A 16,651-nucleotide genomic window follows, 5' to 3' on the forward strand; every position below is an offset into this window, starting at 1 on the left:
TAAAGAACGAGCCAAGTTGATCACATGCGGTTCAGGGGTGTCGCGGTGGTCGCGCGGAAGACGCGGAAGACGCGGTGCACGGCCCCGACCGGTGGAAACCTCCCGCAGGCCGCCTACGCTGGAGACATGACCGGCAAGACCGGCAGTGGCGACCGGGGCAGACGGTGACGCCCCGTGCCGTACGTCGCCGTCAGCGCGCTCAGCCATCCCGGGCTGCTCCGTGAACGCAACGAGGACAGCCTCGTCGTGGGCCCGTGGACCCTGTGCGCCACCGTCACCGAGAACCCGCAGACCCTGGTGTTCCCGCTCGGCACCCCCCTCGTCGCCGCCGTCACCGACGGGCTCGGCGGGCATCCGGGCGGCGACGTGGCCAGCGCCCTCGTCGCCCGCCGGATCGCGGCCGTCGGCGCGCTCCTCACCGGCGAGGACGCCGTACGCGACACCCTGAGCGCCTGCAACCGCGCCGTGTACGAGGCCGCCGGCGACCCGGAGAACGAGCTGGCCGGCATGGGGACCACGGTCGCCGGAGTCGTCGTGCGCCCCGGCTCGGCGCTGGTGTTCAACGTGGGCGACAGCCGGGTCTACGCGGCCTCCCCGGACGGACTGCGCCGGGTCAGCGTGGACGACAGCCCGCCGCTCGGGCCCGGCCGGCGCATCACCTCCCTCGTCACCCAGTGCCTGGGCGGTTCCCTCACCCACCGCCCCGTGCATCCGCACGTGTCGACCGTGCCCCTGACCCCCGGTGAGCGCTACCTCATCTGCACCGACGGCCTCAGCGACCCCGTGCCGGACGAGACGCTCGACGAGGTGATGCGGGAGTACGACGACGTCCGCGCCGCCTTCGAACTGTGGAAGTCCGCCATCGCCGCGGGCGGCCCCGACAACATCACGCTCGCGGTCGTACGGGTCGCCGAGGACGGGGCGGACGGTGACGTCCCGGACGGCTTCGGGGTCTGAACGACCGGCAACCACGCCTGGGAGGCGATCATGTTCGGTACGACGAAGGCGTTCAGCGGCTTCTCGGTGGACGACCTCGACGTGGCCAGGACGTTCTACGCCGAGACGCTCGGCCTGCGGGTGTCCGAGGGGAACGGGCTGCTGACCCTGCACATCGCGGGTGACCGGGACATCCTGGTCTACCCCAAGCCCGACCACACCCCGGCGACCTACACGGTCCTCAACTTCCCCGTCGACGACATCGAGGAGGCGGTGGACGAGCTGACCGGCCGGGGGGTGCGCTTCGAGCGCTACGACCATATCCAGGCCGACGACAAGGGCATTTTCCGCGGTGGCGGTCCGCTGATCGCGTGGTTCACCGACCCGGCGGGCAATGTGCTCTCCGTCATCGAGGAACCGGTACGGACATGAGCGAGATCGTCGTCTACGAAGTAGAGAACCCGGTGGCCGCACCCGGGGGCACGGAGTCCCACGTCCGCAGGGTGCACGCGGCCCCCGCCGCCCCCGGCACCCCCGGTACGACCGGCCCGCGCACCCTGTGCGGCAAGGACACCTTCGCCATGGTGCGGGCCCGCCGGCAGCCCTCGGAGCACGAGGGAGCACGCTGGTACCCGCCGGAACACGAGTCCGTGGTCTGCCCCGACTGCGACGCCGTGATCGAGACCTGAGGGGCGGTGCACGGGCCGGGGCGGGGCTCACGCGCGAGCACCTACCCTTGAGGCATGACCAGCAGCAGCGACCGGAGCCTCGCAGTGGACGTTCCCGCACCCAAGAGCTATGAAATCCGCACCTATGGGTGCCAGATGAACGTCCACGACTCCGAGCGGTTGTCCGGGCTGCTGGAGGAGGCCGGCTACGTCCGCGCCCCCGAGGGATCCGACGGGGACGCGGACGTCGTCGTCTTCAACACCTGCGCGGTCCGGGAGAACGCCGACAACCGGCTGTACGGCAACCTCGGCCGCCTCGCGCCGAAGAAGGCCTCCCGGCCCGGCATGCAGATCGCGGTCGGCGGCTGCCTCGCGCAGAAGGACCAGGACACCATCGTGAAGAAGGCGCCCTGGGTGGACGTCGTCTTCGGCACGCACAACATCGGCAAGCTGCCGATCCTGCTGGAACGCGCGCGTGTGCAGGAAGAGGCGCAGGTCGAGATCGCCGAGTCCCTGGAGGCCTTCCCCTCCACGCTGCCGACGCGCCGCGAGAGCGCGTACGCGGCCTGGGTGTCGATCTCCGTCGGCTGCAACAACACCTGCACCTTCTGCATCGTCCCGGCCCTGCGCGGCAAGGAGAAGGACCGCCGCACCGGCGACATCCTCGCCGAGATCGAGGCCCTGGTCGGCGAGGGCGTCTCCGAGATCACCCTGCTCGGCCAGAACGTCAACGCCTACGGCTCCGACATCGGCGACCGGGAGGCCTTCAGCAAGCTGCTGCGCGCGTGCGGGCGGATCGAGGGCCTGGAGCGCGTCCGGTTCACCTCCCCCCACCCGCGCGACTTCACCGACGACGTCATCGCGGCCATGGCGGAGACCCCGAACGTCATGCCGCAGCTCCACATGCCGCTGCAGTCCGGCTCCGACCCGGTCCTGAAGGCCATGCGCCGCTCCTACCGGCAGGACCGCTACCTCGGGATCATCGAGAAGGTGCGGGCCGCGATCCCGCACGCGGCGATCACCACCGACATCATCGTGGGCTTCCCCGGCGAGACCGAGGAGGACTTCGAGCAGACCCTGCACGTCGTCCGTGAGGCGCGCTTCTCGCAGGCCTTCACCTTCCAGTACTCCAAGCGCCCCGGCACCCCGGCCGCGACCATGGAGAACCAGATCCCCAAGGAGGTCGTCCAGGCGCGCTACGAGCGTCTCGTCGCCCTTCAGGAGGAGATCTCCTGGGAGGAGAACAAGAAGCAGGTCGGCCGCACCCTGGAGCTGATGGTCGCCGAGGGCGAGGGCCGCAAGGACGGCGCCACCCACCGGCTCTCCGGCCGCGCCCCCGACAACCGCCTGGTCCACTTCACCAAGCCCGACCAGGAGGTCCGCCCCGGCGACGTCGTCACGGTCGAGATCACCTACGCCGCCCCGCACCACCTCCTCGCCGAGGGCGCCGTCCTCGACGTGCGCCGCACGCGCGCGGGCGACGCCTGGGAGAAGCGCAACGCCGAGAAGACCGCCAAGCAGGCCGGCGTCATGCTGGGCCTCCCCAAGATCGGCGCCCCGGCCCCCGAGCCGGTCCCGACGGGCAGCGGCTGCGGCTGCGACTGACCCCGGGCCCGGGTGTCCGCCCCCGACCGGTCGGGCGGTGGAGACTGGGCACGACGGGGCCGGGGCGGGGTGATGTCGGCCGGGCGCGCACCCCTCGCGCGATGGTGCAGCTGATTTCCGAAGGCGGCGGGCCGGGCCGCTGATGTCGTTCGGGACTCCGGGGTCCGGGCGCGGTGGGGCCGCGAGGCGTTGACTTCGGTCGGGCCGGTTGGATCTGAGCACGGCGGGGGCGGTGGGGCGCCGGCGTTCCCCGTGTCGGCCGGCCCTGGCCGTCCTGGGGTCGGCTCGCTCAGGGACCGGCCGGCCCAGGCGTCCGTGCGGTCGGCGGGGTACGCGCTCTCCGCCCGTGCGCGGGCTTGACGCCGACAGGTGGCGCCGACGCGTCGGACACGTGCCGGGTCGTGCCGCGTGCCGCGGGGTTACCCTGCCGACCATGCTTGTCGCCGCCGCCGTCTGTCCCTGTCCGCCGCTGCTCGTGCCCGAGGTGGCCGCGGGTGCCGCGCCCGAGCTGGACGCGGCGCGTGCCGCCTGCTCCGACGCGCTGGCCGTGCTCGCGGCCGCCCGGCCCGACCGGCTCTTCGTCGTCGGCCCCGCGGAGAAGGCGGGACGCGGCCCGCACCCGGAGGGCGCACACGGCTCGTTCGGCGGCTTCGGCGTGGACGTGACGGTGCGGCTCGGCCGCGCGGAGGCGGACGCCCCCTCCGCGCGCGAGCTGCCGACCTCGCTCGCCGTCGCCGCCTGGCTGCTGGAACGGACCGGCTGGGCCGCCGCACCCGTCGAGGGACTCGGGGTCGGGGAACCGCTCGCGGCCGACCGGTGCCTCGAGGCCGGCAGGGAACTCGCCGCCCGGGCGGGACGCGTCGCGCTGCTCGTCATGGGCGACGCGAGCGCGTGCCGGACCCTGAAGGCGCCCGGCTACCTCGACGAGCGCGCCGCCCCCTTCGACGCGGAGGTCGCCCGCGCACTCGGCACCGCGGACGTGGCCGCGCTCACGGCACTCGACGCCGGGCTGGCGCACGAGCTGCAGGCCGCCGGCCGTGCCTCCTGGCAGGTCCTCGCGGGCGCCGCCGAGAACGCCGGGCTCAGCGGCGCGCTGCTGTACGAGGACGCGCCGTACGGAGTGGGGTACGTGGTCGCGACCTGGTCCTAGCGAGGCGGAGTCAGGAAGCCGGCGGAGGGGTGCGCGGCGGGGTGAACGTGTCGCCGCCGCCCGCAGGCGGTTCGTCCTTGTGCGCGAGCCGGTCCATGGCGCCCTTGGCCTTGTCGGTGCCCGTGTGGATCCGGTCGCTGTACTTGCCCTTGGTCTTCTCGTCGACGACCTTCGCCGCCCTGTCGAGACCATGCGTGACCTTGTGCCCGTGCTCATGGGCGAGGTGCGAGACCTTGCCCTTGGCCGGGGCGAGCCTGGCCTTCAGATTGTGCAAGAGACCCATGGGCCACCTTCCCTCGCGGGTACCGAAACGCCCATACCAGTCCATACGGTACTCGCGCGGGGTGTATCCCGCCCTGCCCGCGGCAACGCCTTCCGCCGGCCGGCGGGTAACTCGTTCGAGGGCGGGCCCGGCGGTTTGGGAGACTGGTGCGGTGAGCAGCGCAGCCCCCACCCCCCGCGTCATCGCCGTCGTCGGACCGACCGCGGCCGGAAAGTCCGATCTGGGCGTCTTCCTGGCCCAGCGCCTCGGCGGCGAGGTCGTCAACGCCGACTCCATGCAGCTGTACCGAGGGATGGACATCGGCACCGCCAAGCTGACCCCGGGGGAACGCGCCGGGGTCCCGCACCACCTCCTCGACATCTGGGACGTCACCGTCACCGCCTCCGTCGCCGAGTACCAGCGGCTGGCCCGCGCCCGGATCGACGCCCTGCTCGCCGAGGGCCGCTGGCCGATCCTCGTCGGGGGCTCCGGGCTGTACGTCCGTGGCGCCGTCGACAACCTGGAGTTCCCCGGCACCGACCCCGCGGTCCGCGCCCGCCTGGAGGAGGAGCTGACCCTGCGCGGCTCCGGCGCGCTGCACGCCCGGCTGGCCGCCGCCGACCCGGAGGCCGCCCACGCGATCCTGCCCAGCAACGGCCGCCGTATCGTCCGCGCCCTGGAGGTCATCGAGATCACCGGCCGGCCCTTCACCGCCAACCTGCCGGGCCATGACTCGGTCTACGACACCGTCCAGATCGGGGTCGACGTGGCGCGCCCCGAACTCGACGAGCGCATCACCCGCCGGGTCGACCGCATGTGGGACGCCGGGCTCGTGGACGAGGTCCGCGCACTGGAGGCGCAGGGCCTGCGCGGGGGGCGTACGGCGTCGCGCGCGCTCGGCTACCAGCAGGTCCTCGCCGCGCTCGCCGGGGAGTGCACGGACGCCGAGGCGCGTGCCGAGACCGTCCGTGCCACCAAGCGCTTCGCGCGCCGTCAGGATTCATGGTTCAGGCGCGATCCCCGGGTGCACTGGTTGAGTGGGGCTGCGGCAGATCTCACAGAACTTCCGGAGCTCGCGCTGGCGTTGGTGGAACGACCGGTTACAGCCTGATCACGTCATGGCATCGGGACGCCCAGGCCGCCATCCGTGCCTCCGGTGCCGTGCCATCATCGAGCTTCGATCGACCAAGTGGAGTCCGAGTTGGGAGGGCGCGTGGCGATGGAGGCCGGCCCTCGTGACACCGCACAAGGCACCGAGGGCCTCACCCCCGAGCGTGGGGAACCGGAGCCCCGGGACGGGCGCGCCCTTCCCGACGTGGTGGACCCCGACATGGTGGACGACACCCAGGGCGGCGGGGTGACCGACGACGGTCCCGAGCCCGAGGAGATGTTCGCGAGCGGGCCCGAGGTCGAGGTCGAGCTGCGCCCGCAGCGCCGGCTGCGGATCTGGCAGCTCGCGCCCATCGTCGCCCTGTCCGCGACCGGCTCCCTGATGTTCGCGTTCCCCCTCGCCTTCGACTTCGGCGACAGCGGGGCCGTGATCGCCATGCTGGGTCTGCTGATCTGCTCCTGCGCGGCCGGCTGGGGCATGATGGCCGCCCGTCGCGTTGGTTACACGTGGCCCGGCCTCCCCGCGCGCGGCTCCGGCCGCCGCCCGGACTGGCGGGTCGTCCTGACGTACGTCGTCCTGGTCGCCGTGGTGGCGGTCCTCGCCGTCTGGCGCGTGGCCCGCCTGCGCTGAGCGGCGCGTACGCACGTGCGCGGGGTGTCGTACCCACGCCGTACGATCGAGGAATGAGCACGCGGATCGCCTTCCTCAAGGGGCACGGGACCGAGAACGACTTCGTGATCGTCCCGGACCCGGAGAACGTCATCGACCTCTCCCCGGCCGCCGTCGCCGCCCTGTGCGACCGGCGCGCGGGCATCGGCGGCGACGGGCTGCTGCACGTCGTGCGGTCCGCCGCGCACCCCGAGGCGAAGGACATGGCGGCCGAGGCCGAGTGGTTCATGGACTACCGCAACGGCGACGGCTCGATCGCGGAGATGTGCGGCAACGGCGTGCGCGTGTTCGCGCGCTACCTCCAGCACGCGGGACTCGTCCCCGAGGGGGACATCTCCGTCGCCACGCGCGCGGGCGTCAAGGGCGCGCACATCGCCAAGGACGGGGACGTCACCGTCGGCATGGGCCGGGCGCGTCTGCCCGAGGGCGAGGTCACCGTGAGCGTCGGCGAGCGCAGCTGGCCCGCGCGGAACGTGAACATGGGCAACCCGCACGCCGTCGCCTTCGTCGAGGACCTCGCGCACGCCGGCGACCTGTACAGCCCGCCGCCCTTCAGCCCGGCCTCCGCCTACCCGGACGGGGTCAACGTCGAGTTCGTCGTCGACCGCGGCCCCGGGCACGTCGCCCTGCGTGTGCACGAGCGCGGCTCCGGCGAGACCCGCTCCTGCGGCACGGGCGCGTGCGCCGTCGCCGTGGCCGCCGCCCGCCGGGACGGCGCGGACCCGGCCGTCACCGGGACCCCCTCGACGTACACCGTGGACGTCCCCGGCGGACGTCTGGTGATCACCGAGCGCCCCGACGGCGAGATCGAGATGACCGGACCCGCAGTGATCGTCGCCACAGGCGAGATCGATCCCGAGTGGCTTGAAAGCGCCACTCGTTGACGCGATGAAGACTTCGTATCGCAGGCCCGTGCGGGCACAGGACAAGTGACCGCACACCTGAGGCAGGGTCAGAGGTTCGAAATCGCGGCCAGGCCTGCTTCTTCTGGCGCAAAACCGTAAACCCCCGATCCATCGCTCGAATGGGTGATCCGTTTCACGCTCGGCGAGAGGCGGTCGGTCGCACGTGATGGGCTCGGTAGCATCAAGCACCGGCCCGGACGGGGGACCTTTGCCAGTCCCCTGAGCCGTGTCCGCCCTGGGACACCCCGTCCGCCGGTCCACGCAGCCGGAGGTGCCCATGAGTGCGGAGGCCACGAACCCTGCGACGCCGGGCCCGGTAGCGCCCGTCACGAGCCGCAGGCGCAGCCTGCCCCGGATCGACCTGCGCCGTCTGGGACGGGCCGCCCTGCTGGGCAGCCCCGCCCGCGGCCGGCTGCCCGACGCGATCGGCCATGTCGTCGAGGCCCACCGCGCCCATCACCCCGACGCCGACCTCGAACCCCTGCGCCGCGCCTATGTGCTGGCGGAGTCCTCGCACCGCGGCCAGATGCGCAAGAGCGGCGAGCCGTACATCACGCACCCGCTCGCCGTGACCCTGATCCTCGCCGAACTCGGCGCCGAGACCACGACCTTGACGGCCTCTCTGCTGCACGACACCGTCGAGGACACCGATGTGACGCTCGATCAGGTGCGCGAGCAGTTCGGCGAGGAGGTGCGCTATCTCGTCGACGGCGTCACCAAGCTGGAGAAGGTCGACTACGGCGCCGCCGCCGAGCCCGAGACCTTCCGCAAGATGCTCGTCGCCACCGGCAGCGACGTCCGCGTGATGTCGATCAAGCTCGCCGACCGGCTGCACAACATGCGCACCCTCGGCGTGATGCGCCCCGAGAAACAGGAGCGCATCGCCAAGATCACCCGGGACTTCCTCATCCCGCTCGCCGAACGCCTCGGCGTCCAGGCCCTCAAGACCGAGCTGGAAGACCTCGTCTTCGCGATCCTGCGCCCCGAGGAGTACGAGCACACCCGCGAGCTGATCGTCGACAACGCCTCCCGCGCGGACGACCCCCTCGCCGAGTTCGCCGACGCGATGCGCGCGGTCCTGCGCGAGGCCGGCATCCAGGCCGAGGTCCTCATCCGGCCCCGGCACTTCGTCTCCGTCCACCGCGTCTCGCGCAAGCGCGGCGAGCTGCGCGGCTGCGACTTCGGCCGGCTGCTGGTGCTCGTCGGGGAGGACGCGGACTGCTACGCCGTCCTCGGCGAGCTGCACACCTGCATGACGCCCGTCGTCTCGGAGTTCAAGGACTTCATCGCCGTCCCCAAGTTCAACCTGTACCAGTCGCTGCACACCGCCGTCGCCCGCGCGGACGGCCAGGTCGCCGAAGTCCTCATCCGCACCCACCAGATGCACAAGGTCGCCGAGGCCGGGGTCGTCGCCCTCGGCAATCCCTACGCCGGCCCGCAGGAGGAGCAGACCCGCGAGGGGGCGACGGCGGACGGGGACCGGCCCGACGGTGGGCGGACCGATGGGGAGCGGCTCGACGGGGAGCGGGTCGACCCGACCCGGCCCGGCTGGCTCTCCCGCCTCCTCGCCTGGCAGGAGGCCGCGCCGGACACCGACACCTTCTGGTCCACCCTGCGCGAGGACCTCGCCCAAGACCGCGAGATCACCGTCTTCCGCCCCGACGGCGGCACCCTCGGCCTCCCGGACGGCGCCACCTGCGTCGACGCCGCCTACGCGCAGTACGGCGAGGACGCGCACGCCTGTATCGGCGCCCGGGTGAACGGTCGGCTGGCGACCCTGAGCACCGTCCTGAAGGACGGCGACACCGTCCAGCTCCTCATGGGCCAGGACCCCGCGTCCGAGCCCTCCAGGGAGTGGCTGGAGCACGCCCACACCCCCGCCGCCCGGATCGCCATCCAGCGCTGGCTGGCGACCCACCCGGCCCCGGCCGAGCCCGAGGAGAGCGTCGACGCGGCGCGGACGGTGACGGACATCCCGGCCGCCGACGCCCCCCTGTCCCGCCCCGACACCGCGATCACCGTCGTCGGCCGCCCCGACGCGGGCGTACGCCTCGCCGGCTGCTGCACCCCCGTCCCCGCCGACGAGGTCACCGGCTTCGCCGTGCGCGGGGGCGTGGTGACCGTGCACCGCGTGGAGTGCGCCGCGGTGACGCGGATGGCGGACGCGGGGCGCGCGGCCGTCGACGTGAACTGGGGCGACACCACCGAATGCCGGGTCACGCTGATCGCCGAATCGTTCGGCCGTCCCCATCTGCTCGCCGACCTCACGGAGGCCATGGCGCTGGAGGGCGCCGAGATCGTCTCCGCGACCGTCGAACCCCCGAGCCAGCAGCGCGTACGCCACACGTACACCCTCCAGCTCCCCGACGCGGCCCACCTGCCCACCCTCATGCGCGCCATGCGGAACGTCCCCGGGGTCTACGACGTGAGCAGGGCCCAGCACCACGCCTCGGCCTCCTGAGCACCGCACCGACGCGACCCGGTCGTACACCCCCGGTCCGCCCGGCGTACCGGCACGCGCGCGTGCGCAACCCGATCGGGTGGGAAGGGCGCGCGTCGCCGCCGTACGGCAGGTGCGCGCTGGTAGCGGTGGTGCATGCTGCTCACCCCCCGCTCCTCGGCCCTGCGCTCCTCGGCCCCGCGCCCCCGGCCCGCCCGCCCCCGTACCGCCGCCGCCCGCCGGCTGAAGTCCGCGCTGCTCGCCTCGGCCGTGTCCGTCTGCCTCGTCGCCGCGAGCGCCCCTGCGGCACCGCTCGGCGTCGGCGACCGCCTCTTCCCGTACCTCGGCAACCCGGGCTACGACGTGGCGTCGTACGACCTCTCCTTCACCTACTCCGGTTCCAACGGCAAGCCGCTCCAGGCGGTCACCACCATCGACGCCTGGACCACCGCGGGCCTGGACCGGATCAACCTCGACTTCGCGCACGGCGACGTCGAGTCGGTCGAGGTCGACGGCCGGCCCGCGACCTTCGAGAGCGCCGGCGACGATCTGGTGGTCACCCCCGAGGACGCGCTGCTGCCGGGCAGCTGGACCCGCATCACCGTGCGGCACACCAGCGACCCGGTGGGCGCCGACGGGCGGGACGGCGGCTGGGTGCGCACCGCCGACGGCCTCGCCATGGCCAACCAGGCAGACGTCGCCCACCTGGTGTTCCCGTGCAACGACCATCCCTCCGACAAGGCGATGTTCACCATCCGGATCACCGCCCCCGACGACTACACGGCCGTCGCCAACGGGCTGCCGACCGGCGCGGACCGGTCCGGCGGGACGACCACCTGGACCTACCGCACCCAGCACCCGATGGCCACCGAGCTCGCCCAGGTGTCCATCGGCCGCTCCACCGTCCTGCACCGCGACGGACCGCACGGGCTGCCCGTCCGCGACGTCGTGCCCACGAAGGACCGCGAGGCCCTCGAACCGTGGCTGAAGAAGACCCCCGACCAGATCACCTGGATGGAGAAGAAGGTCGGGCCCTACCCCTTCGAGACCTACGGCGTGCTCATGGCCCAGGCCGACACCGGCTTCGAGCTGGAGACCCAGACCCTGTCCCTGTTCGAGAAGGACCTCTTCACCGAGCCCGGCTACCCCAAGTGGTACATCGAGTCGATCATGGTGCACGAGCTGTCCCACCAGTGGTTCGGCGACAGCGTCAGCCCGCGCACCTGGTCCGACCTCTGGCTCAACGAGGGCCACGCCACCTGGTACGAGACCCTCTACGCCCAGGAGAAGGGCGGCTACACCCTCCAGGAGCGCATGAAGGCGGCGTACGGCGCGTCCGACCGCTGGCGCGCCGCCGGCGGCCCCCCTGCGCTCCCCAAGGCGCCCGACCCCGGCGAGAAGATCAGCATCTTCCGTCCGAACGTGTACGACGGGGCCGCCCTCGTCCTGTACGCCCTGCGCCAGGAGATCGGCCAGAAGGCGTTCGAGCAGGTCGAGCGGGACTGGGTGCGCGACCACAAGGACTCCACCGCGGGCACGGCGGACTTCCGCCGGCTCGCCGAGGAGGTCTCCGGACGCGACCTCGGCGCCTTCTTCCAGGCCTGGCTGTACGGGGAGAAGACCCCGCCGATGCCCGGTCACCCGGACTGGAAGCCGACGGCGGCGGGGGAGGAGGGCGCCCGGACCTCTCCGGCCCCGCAGGCCGGCCCGGCCCGCAGGGCGACCAGGACTCCCTAGGTGCCCTTGGGCCCCCTGGACCCCGGAATAAGGCCGTGACGAGACGGGGCGTACCGTGCGACCATCGTCAGGTCGGCGCGGCACGGGGCACGAGGCGCGGGAATCTCCCGGGGTGCTCGTGCGTTGTGCACCATGGACGGTGAACCCCGCCGACATCGGTATCCCCACGACGTAAGGACCCAATGACCTCCTCTTCTTCCCCTTCCCAGGACACGAAGCGCTTCGCGCACGCCTACCCCGAAGGTCTTCGGGCCGATGCCCTGATGGAAGAGGACGTCGCCTGGAGCCACGAGATCGACGGAGAGCGGGACGGCGACCAGTTCGACCGCTCCGAGCGTGCGGCCCTGCGCCGCGTCGCGGGCCTCTCCACCGAACTCGAGGACGTCACCGAGGTCGAGTACCGACAGCTCCGTCTGGAGCGGGTCGTCCTCGTCGGCGTCTGGACCTCGGGGACCGCGCAGGACGCGGACAACTCCCTCGCGGAGCTCGCCGCCCTCGCGGAGACCGCGGGCGCGCTGGTGCTCGACGGCGTGATCCAGCGCCGTGACAAGCCCGACGCGGCCACCTTCATCGGTTCCGGCAAGGCCATGGAGCTGCGCGACATCGTCGTCGAGTCCGGCGCCGACACCGTCATCTGCGACGGTGAGCTCAGCCCGGGCCAGCTCATCGCCCTGGAAGACGTCGTCAAGGTCAAGGTCATCGACCGTACGGCCCTGATCCTCGACATCTTCGCCCAGCACGCCAAGTCCCGAGAGGGCAAGGCACAGGTCGCGCTGGCGCAGATGCAGTACATGCTGCCGCGACTGCGCGGCTGGGGTCAGTCGCTGTCCCGTCAGATGGGCGGCGGCAAGGGCGGCGGCCTCGCCACCCGTGGTCCCGGTGAGACCAAGATCGAGACGGACCGGCGGCGGATCCGCGAGAAGATGGCGAAGATGCGCCGGGAGATCGCGGAGATGAAGACCGGCCGCGAGATCAAGCGCCAGGAGCGCAAGCGCCACAAGGTGCCCTCGGTCGCCATCGCGGGCTACACCAACGCCGGCAAGTCCTCCCTGCTCAACCGCCTCACCGGCGCGGGCGTCCTCGTCGAGAACGCGCTGTTCGCCACCCTCGACCCGACCGTGCGCCGGGCCGAGACCCCGAGCGGCCGCCTGTACACGCTGGCCGACACGGTCGGTTTTGTACGGCATCTGCCGCACCACCTGGTCGAGGCCTTCCGCTCCACCATGGAGGAGGTCGGCGAGTCCGACCTGATCCTGCACGTGGTCGACGGCTCGCACCCCAACCCGGAGGAGCAGCTGGCCGCCGTGCGCGAGGTGGTCCACGATGTCGGCGCCACCCAGGTGCCCGAGATCGTCGTGATCAACAAGGCGGACGCGGCCGACCCGCTGACCCTTCAGCGGCTGATGCGGATCGAGAAGCGCTCCATCGCCGTCTCGGCCCGCACCGGCCAGGGCATCGAGGAACTGCTCGCGCTCATCGACAACGAGCTGCCGCGGCCCTCGGTCGAGATCGAGGCGCTGGTGCCGTACACCCACGGCAAGCTCGTCGCCCGCGCCCACACCGAGGGCGAGGTGATCTCCGCGGAACACACGGCGGACGGCACGCTCCTCAAGGCGCGGGTGCACGAGGAACTGGCCGCGGACCTCGCACCCTACGTCCCGGCCCCCCTCGCCTGACCCACGCACGAAGGCCCGCCCCCTTGTCCCAGGGGGCGGGCCTTCGTGCGTGGCCTGGTCCGCGGTGCGCCCCTACCCGGCGCACTCGCCGTTCACTTGGCGAACTTGTCGCTCACCGAGTCGTACACACCCTTGGCCACCTCACCCAGTCGCGGCCCCGCGAGCCAGCCCGAACTCACCGGGCCGACCGAGGTGTTGGACACCAGCGCCGGCTTGCCGTCCGACCCCGTCGCCACCCAGCCGCCGCCGGACGAACCACCGGTCATCGTGCAGCCGATCCGGTACATCGTCGGGTCCGACTCGCTGAACGACAGCCGCCCCGGCTTGTCCTGGCACTGGTAGAGCTTCTGCCCGTCGAACGGCGCCGCGGCCGGATAGCCCGTCGCGGTGATGCTGTCCACCTTCGGCACCGCAGGAGCGTCGAAGTCCACCGGCAGCGCCGAACCGACCGTCTCCTCCAGCGACTTGCCGGAACCGCCCGCCTCCGGCGTCACATGGATCACGGCGAAGTCGTACGGCGCGCCGTCACCGCCCGTCTCCCCGCCCTGCGCGATCCACTGGTCCGAGGTCTTCACCCAGTCACCCCACCAGACACCGTAGGGAGCGGCCTGCTCCTTGGTGGCCGTCTGGAGCTGCTCCGCGGACAGACCCTTGTCGTTGTACGACGGCACGAACGCGATGTTGCGGTACCAGCCGCCCTTCTTGCCCGCGTGCACACAGTGGCCCGCCGTCCACACCAGGTTGGACTTGCCCGGGTGGGCCGGGTCCTTCACGACCGTCGCCGAGCAGACCATCGTGCCCTCGGGGGAGTCGAAGAACACCTTGCCCGCCTCCGGGGCGTTGGCGTGGTACGCCGTCGGCACGGCCTTCGCGTCCACCGGCTCGGGCGTCGGGTCGGTCACCCCCTGGTCGCCGGAGAGGTCGTTGTCGTCGACACCTCGGTCCGGGTCCTCGGCCTCCCGCATCCGGTCCGGGTCCCACAGGCCCTTGATGATCGGGTTGATGTAGTCCTGGGCCTCACGCAGCCAGTCGTCCCGGTCCCAGTTCTTCCATGCGCCGTTCTTCCACTTGTCCAGATCGATCCCGTGCTCCTTGAGCCGGTCCTTGATGTCGTCCGGAATCGTGATCTTTCCGTCGCCGCCCGCCGTGGCCGACGCGGTGGCCTTGCCGTCGGCGTTGGTGTCGCCCGAGCCGCAGGCGGTCGCGGTGAGCGCGAGCACCGAGGCGAGGGCGACGGCACCGAGCACGGGGGAGGTTCTGCGGCGCGCGGTCCTCCCCCGACGCGCGGTGAACGACGGCCGTATCGATCGCATGGTCTGACTCCCCCTGCTGTCAACGAACTTGAAGCTGTGGCCGCTCCCGCCGGGCGGAACTCAGCGTGTTCCCACACGGAGTTCAGCCGGGTCTCACGGCCCTGTGCAATGCCCCCACACGATATGCGTTCGCTGTGGGGGACTCCCGACAGGAGGGCAACGGTTCCGTCACGGCAAGGATCTTGAGGCAACCCGTAACCAGGACAGCCGACCGGGGTTGGTAGCGGTGGGGGGTCCGCTGCCCACGCGCGGCCCGCCGGACCGCGGGAGGACAGGGAGCCGTGATCGAGCCAGTGCCCGAGGAGGTCCCTCCGGGACGATCCACCGGAACATCGCCCACCGGAACATCGCCCGCCGGAACGTCCCCCGTCGGCCAGGCCGGCCGGCGACCCGCGCACGAAGGGATCCTGCGGCGTCAGTCGGCCCGCGAGTCCGCGGCGCGCACCTATGCGCGCGCCCTGCCCATCGTGCCGGTACGCGCCCGGGGAATGACCATCGAGGGCGCCGACGGCCGCCGCTACCTCGACTGCCTCTCCGGCGCCGGCACCCTCGCGCTCGGCCACAACCATCCCGTCGTCCTGGAGGCCATCCGCAAGGTCCTCGACTCCGGCGCGCCCCTGCATGTCCTCGACCTCGCCACCCCGGTCAAGGACGCCTTCATCACCGAGCTCTTCCGCACCCTGCCGCCCGGTCTCGCCGACCGCGCCCGCGTGCAGTTCTGCGGGCCGGCCGGCACGGACGCCGTGGAGGCCGCGCTCACCCTGGTCCGCGCCGCCACCGGCCGCACGGGCGTCCTCGCCTTCACCGGCGCCTACCACGGCATGACCACCGGATCCCTCGAAGCCTCCGGCGGCGCCTTCGACGTCCGCGTGGCCCGCCTGCCCTATCCGCAGGACTACCGCTGCCCGTTCGGCGTCGGCGGCGATCGCGGCGCCGAACTCGCCGCGCACTGGACCGAGTCCGTCCTCGACGACCCCAAGTCCGGGGTCCGGCGCCCCGCCGGGATGATCCTCGAACCCGTCCAGGGCGAGGGCGGTGTGATTCCCGCGCCGGACACCTGGATGCGGCGCATGCGGCAGATCACCGCCGACCGCTCCATTCCCCTCATCGCCGACGAGGTCCAGACGGGCGTCGGCCGCACCGGCGCCTTCTGGGCGGTGGAACACAGCGGGATCACCCCCGATGTGATGGTCCTCTCCAAGGCCATCGGCGGCAGCCTGCCCCTGGCCGTCGTCGTCTACCGCGACGACCTCGACGTCTGGGAACCGGGCGCCCACGCGGGCACCTTCCGCGGCAACCAGCTCGCCATGGCCGCCGGTACGGCCACCCTCGCCCACGTCCGCGAGAACCGCCTCGCCGAACGCGCGGCCACCCTCGGAGCCCACCTGCTGGGCCGACTCCGGTCCCTCGCCGCGGACTTCCCGTGCATCGGCGACGTACGCGGGCGCGGACTGATGATCGGGGTCGAACTCGTCGACCCGGAGGGCAAGGAGGGCAAGGAGGGAGACAGGGAGGAGGAAGACAGGGAGGAACGAGAGAGGGAGAACGGGCAAGGGCCGGGACGGTGCGCGTGGGGTCGGGAGGCGTCGGGTCCGGAGACGTCGAGGCGAGGGAGCGGAGCCGCGGTGGACACCGGCCGCGGTGCCCCGGACGCCAGCCCCGTTCGGGGGCCCCACCCCGCCGCCCCCGAACTGGCCGTCGCCGTACGGCGCGAGTGCCTGCGCCGCGGCTTGATCATCGAACTGGGCGGCCGCCACGCAAGCGTCGTACGTCTGCTTCCGCCCCTGACGATCACCGACGAACAGGCCACGGCCGTACTCGACCGGCTGGCCGACGCGATCGAGGCGGCGGCCCACGGCCACGCCCACCGCAAGCACCAGCGCGACGAGCACCAGCCCAACGAGCCGAGTCGGCAGCCCAGCCAGGATCCGGAGCCCTACGGCCGTGCCGGCCGCACGAGGTGACCCGGGCTCGGCGGGCCGTGTGTAGAGGCCGCCGCGGCGGCGCCGGGCGCCGCCCGGCCCCTCTCCCGTCCTGCCCAGGAGACGGACACCGACGGGCCACTCCACGCCGCCGCGTCCCCACCCCCGTTCCGGTCCGTCATGCCGCCGACCGCACCGGCCCCACCCGATGAGGAACACCCTTGAACGACTCCCCTGAGCCCTCCCGCCCTTCCGGT

14 protein-coding genes are annotated in these 16,651 nt (G+C 72.4%); 12 read left to right on the forward strand and 2 right to left on the reverse strand.

Annotated features, from left to right (window positions below):
* The first annotated feature begins 174 nt into the window (after positions 1-174).
* The 5 genes from ACYQ8Q_RS33180 (at position 175) to ACYQ8Q_RS33200 (ending at position 4,359) form a co-directional block, all read left to right on the forward strand.
* Positions 175-957, forward strand: a complete 783-nt coding sequence (locus ACYQ8Q_RS33180) for a PP2C family protein-serine/threonine phosphatase (protein ID WP_460070225.1) — start codon at positions 175-177, stop codon at positions 955-957.
* Between the two features lie 30 nt (positions 958-987).
* Positions 988-1,368: a VOC family protein gene (locus ACYQ8Q_RS33185; RefSeq protein WP_460070227.1), complete on the forward strand. Its 381-nt coding sequence runs from the start codon at positions 988-990 to the stop codon at positions 1,366-1,368.
* A complete protein-coding gene (locus ACYQ8Q_RS33190; protein WP_460070229.1) occupies positions 1,365-1,625 on the forward strand; it encodes a hypothetical protein in 261 nt (86 codons plus the stop codon). Before ACYQ8Q_RS33185 ends, ACYQ8Q_RS33190 begins: the two co-directional genes overlap by 4 nt.
* 54 nt (positions 1,626-1,679) lie before the next feature.
* On the forward strand, positions 1,680-3,209 hold the full coding sequence (miaB, locus tag ACYQ8Q_RS33195) for a tRNA (N6-isopentenyl adenosine(37)-C2)-methylthiotransferase MiaB (protein ID WP_460070231.1): 1,530 nt from the start codon (positions 1,680-1,682) through the stop codon (positions 3,207-3,209).
* A 433-nt stretch (positions 3,210-3,642) separates the two neighbouring features.
* A complete protein-coding gene (locus ACYQ8Q_RS33200; RefSeq protein WP_460070233.1) occupies positions 3,643-4,359 on the forward strand; it encodes a class III extradiol dioxygenase subunit B-like domain-containing protein in 717 nt (238 codons plus the stop codon).
* 10 nt (positions 4,360-4,369) lie between these two features.
* Here ACYQ8Q_RS33200 and ACYQ8Q_RS33205 read toward each other — a convergent pair whose 3' ends face one another.
* Positions 4,370-4,642 carry an antitoxin gene (locus ACYQ8Q_RS33205; protein ID WP_460070235.1) on the reverse strand — a complete coding sequence of 91 codons (273 nt, stop codon included), beginning with the start codon at positions 4,640-4,642 and terminating at the stop codon, positions 4,370-4,372.
* A 151-nt stretch (positions 4,643-4,793) separates the two neighbouring features.
* Here ACYQ8Q_RS33205 and miaA point away from each other — a divergent pair, with 151 nt between their 5' ends.
* The 6 genes from miaA (at position 4,794) to hflX (ending at position 13,159) form a co-directional block, all read left to right on the forward strand.
* Positions 4,794-5,732 carry a tRNA (adenosine(37)-N6)-dimethylallyltransferase MiaA gene (miaA, locus tag ACYQ8Q_RS33210; protein ID WP_460070237.1) on the forward strand — a complete coding sequence of 313 codons (939 nt, stop codon included), beginning with the start codon at positions 4,794-4,796 and terminating at the stop codon, positions 5,730-5,732.
* Positions 5,733-5,840: 108 nt separating this feature from the next.
* A complete protein-coding gene (locus ACYQ8Q_RS33215; protein ID WP_460073598.1) occupies positions 5,841-6,362 on the forward strand; it encodes a hypothetical protein in 522 nt (173 codons plus the stop codon).
* 53 nt (positions 6,363-6,415) lie between these two features.
* Positions 6,416-7,285, forward strand: coding sequence for a diaminopimelate epimerase (gene dapF, locus ACYQ8Q_RS33220; RefSeq protein WP_460070239.1), 870 nt, complete (start codon positions 6,416-6,418; stop codon positions 7,283-7,285).
* Between the two features lie 298 nt (positions 7,286-7,583).
* The gene (locus tag ACYQ8Q_RS33225; RefSeq protein WP_460070241.1) at positions 7,584-9,767 is read left to right on the forward strand and encodes a RelA/SpoT family protein; all 2,184 of its coding nucleotides are present in this window, start codon (positions 7,584-7,586) and stop codon (positions 9,765-9,767) included.
* Positions 9,768-9,902: 135 nt separating this feature from the next.
* Positions 9,903-11,483: a M1 family metallopeptidase gene (locus tag ACYQ8Q_RS33230; protein ID WP_460070243.1), complete on the forward strand. Its 1,581-nt coding sequence runs from the start codon at positions 9,903-9,905 to the stop codon at positions 11,481-11,483.
* Between the two features lie 182 nt (positions 11,484-11,665).
* A complete protein-coding gene (gene hflX, locus ACYQ8Q_RS33235) occupies positions 11,666-13,159 on the forward strand; it encodes a GTPase HflX (RefSeq protein ID WP_460070244.1) in 1,494 nt (497 codons plus the stop codon).
* Between the two features lie 92 nt (positions 13,160-13,251).
* Here hflX and ACYQ8Q_RS33240 read toward each other — a convergent pair whose 3' ends face one another.
* Positions 13,252-14,472, reverse strand: a complete 1,221-nt coding sequence (locus ACYQ8Q_RS33240; protein WP_460070246.1) for a trypsin-like serine peptidase — start codon at positions 14,470-14,472, stop codon at positions 13,252-13,254.
* A 404-nt stretch (positions 14,473-14,876) separates the two neighbouring features.
* On the opposite strand from ACYQ8Q_RS33240, the gene ACYQ8Q_RS33245 reads away from it, so the two are divergent.
* Entirely contained in the window at positions 14,877-16,436 is a 1,560-nt protein-coding gene (locus tag ACYQ8Q_RS33245) for a diaminobutyrate--2-oxoglutarate transaminase family protein (RefSeq protein WP_460073600.1), read from the forward strand.
* The last annotated feature ends 215 nt before the right edge of the window (positions 16,437-16,651 follow it).

It is taken from the genome of Streptomyces sp. YKOK-I1 (assembly GCF_054660435.1).

Excerpts from the sequence above, each read along its gene's own strand:
- hflX (WP_460070244.1), top strand. The coding sequence starts at position 11,666 with ATGACCTCCTCTTCTTCCCCTTCCCAGGACACGAAGCGCTTCGCGCAC.
- ACYQ8Q_RS33185 (WP_460070227.1), top strand. The coding sequence starts at position 988 with ATGTTCGGTACGACGAAGGCGTTCAGCGGCTTCTCGGTGGACGACCTC.
- ACYQ8Q_RS33225 (WP_460070241.1), top strand. The coding sequence starts at position 7,584 with ATGAGTGCGGAGGCCACGAACCCTGCGACGCCGGGCCCGGTAGCGCCC.
- ACYQ8Q_RS33230 (WP_460070243.1), top strand. The coding sequence starts at position 9,903 with ATGCTGCTCACCCCCCGCTCCTCGGCCCTGCGCTCCTCGGCCCCGCGC.
- ACYQ8Q_RS33190 (WP_460070229.1), top strand. The coding sequence starts at position 1,365 with ATGAGCGAGATCGTCGTCTACGAAGTAGAGAACCCGGTGGCCGCACCC.
- ACYQ8Q_RS33205 (WP_460070235.1), bottom strand. The coding sequence starts at position 4,642 with ATGGGTCTCTTGCACAATCTGAAGGCCAGGCTCGCCCCGGCCAAGGGC.
- ACYQ8Q_RS33215 (WP_460073598.1), top strand. The coding sequence starts at position 5,841 with ATGGAGGCCGGCCCTCGTGACACCGCACAAGGCACCGAGGGCCTCACC.
- ACYQ8Q_RS33240 (WP_460070246.1), bottom strand. The coding sequence starts at position 14,472 with ATGCGATCGATACGGCCGTCGTTCACCGCGCGTCGGGGGAGGACCGCG.
- dapF (WP_460070239.1), top strand. The coding sequence starts at position 6,416 with ATGAGCACGCGGATCGCCTTCCTCAAGGGGCACGGGACCGAGAACGAC.
- miaB (WP_460070231.1), top strand. The coding sequence starts at position 1,680 with ATGACCAGCAGCAGCGACCGGAGCCTCGCAGTGGACGTTCCCGCACCC.
- ACYQ8Q_RS33200 (WP_460070233.1), top strand. The coding sequence starts at position 3,643 with ATGCTTGTCGCCGCCGCCGTCTGTCCCTGTCCGCCGCTGCTCGTGCCC.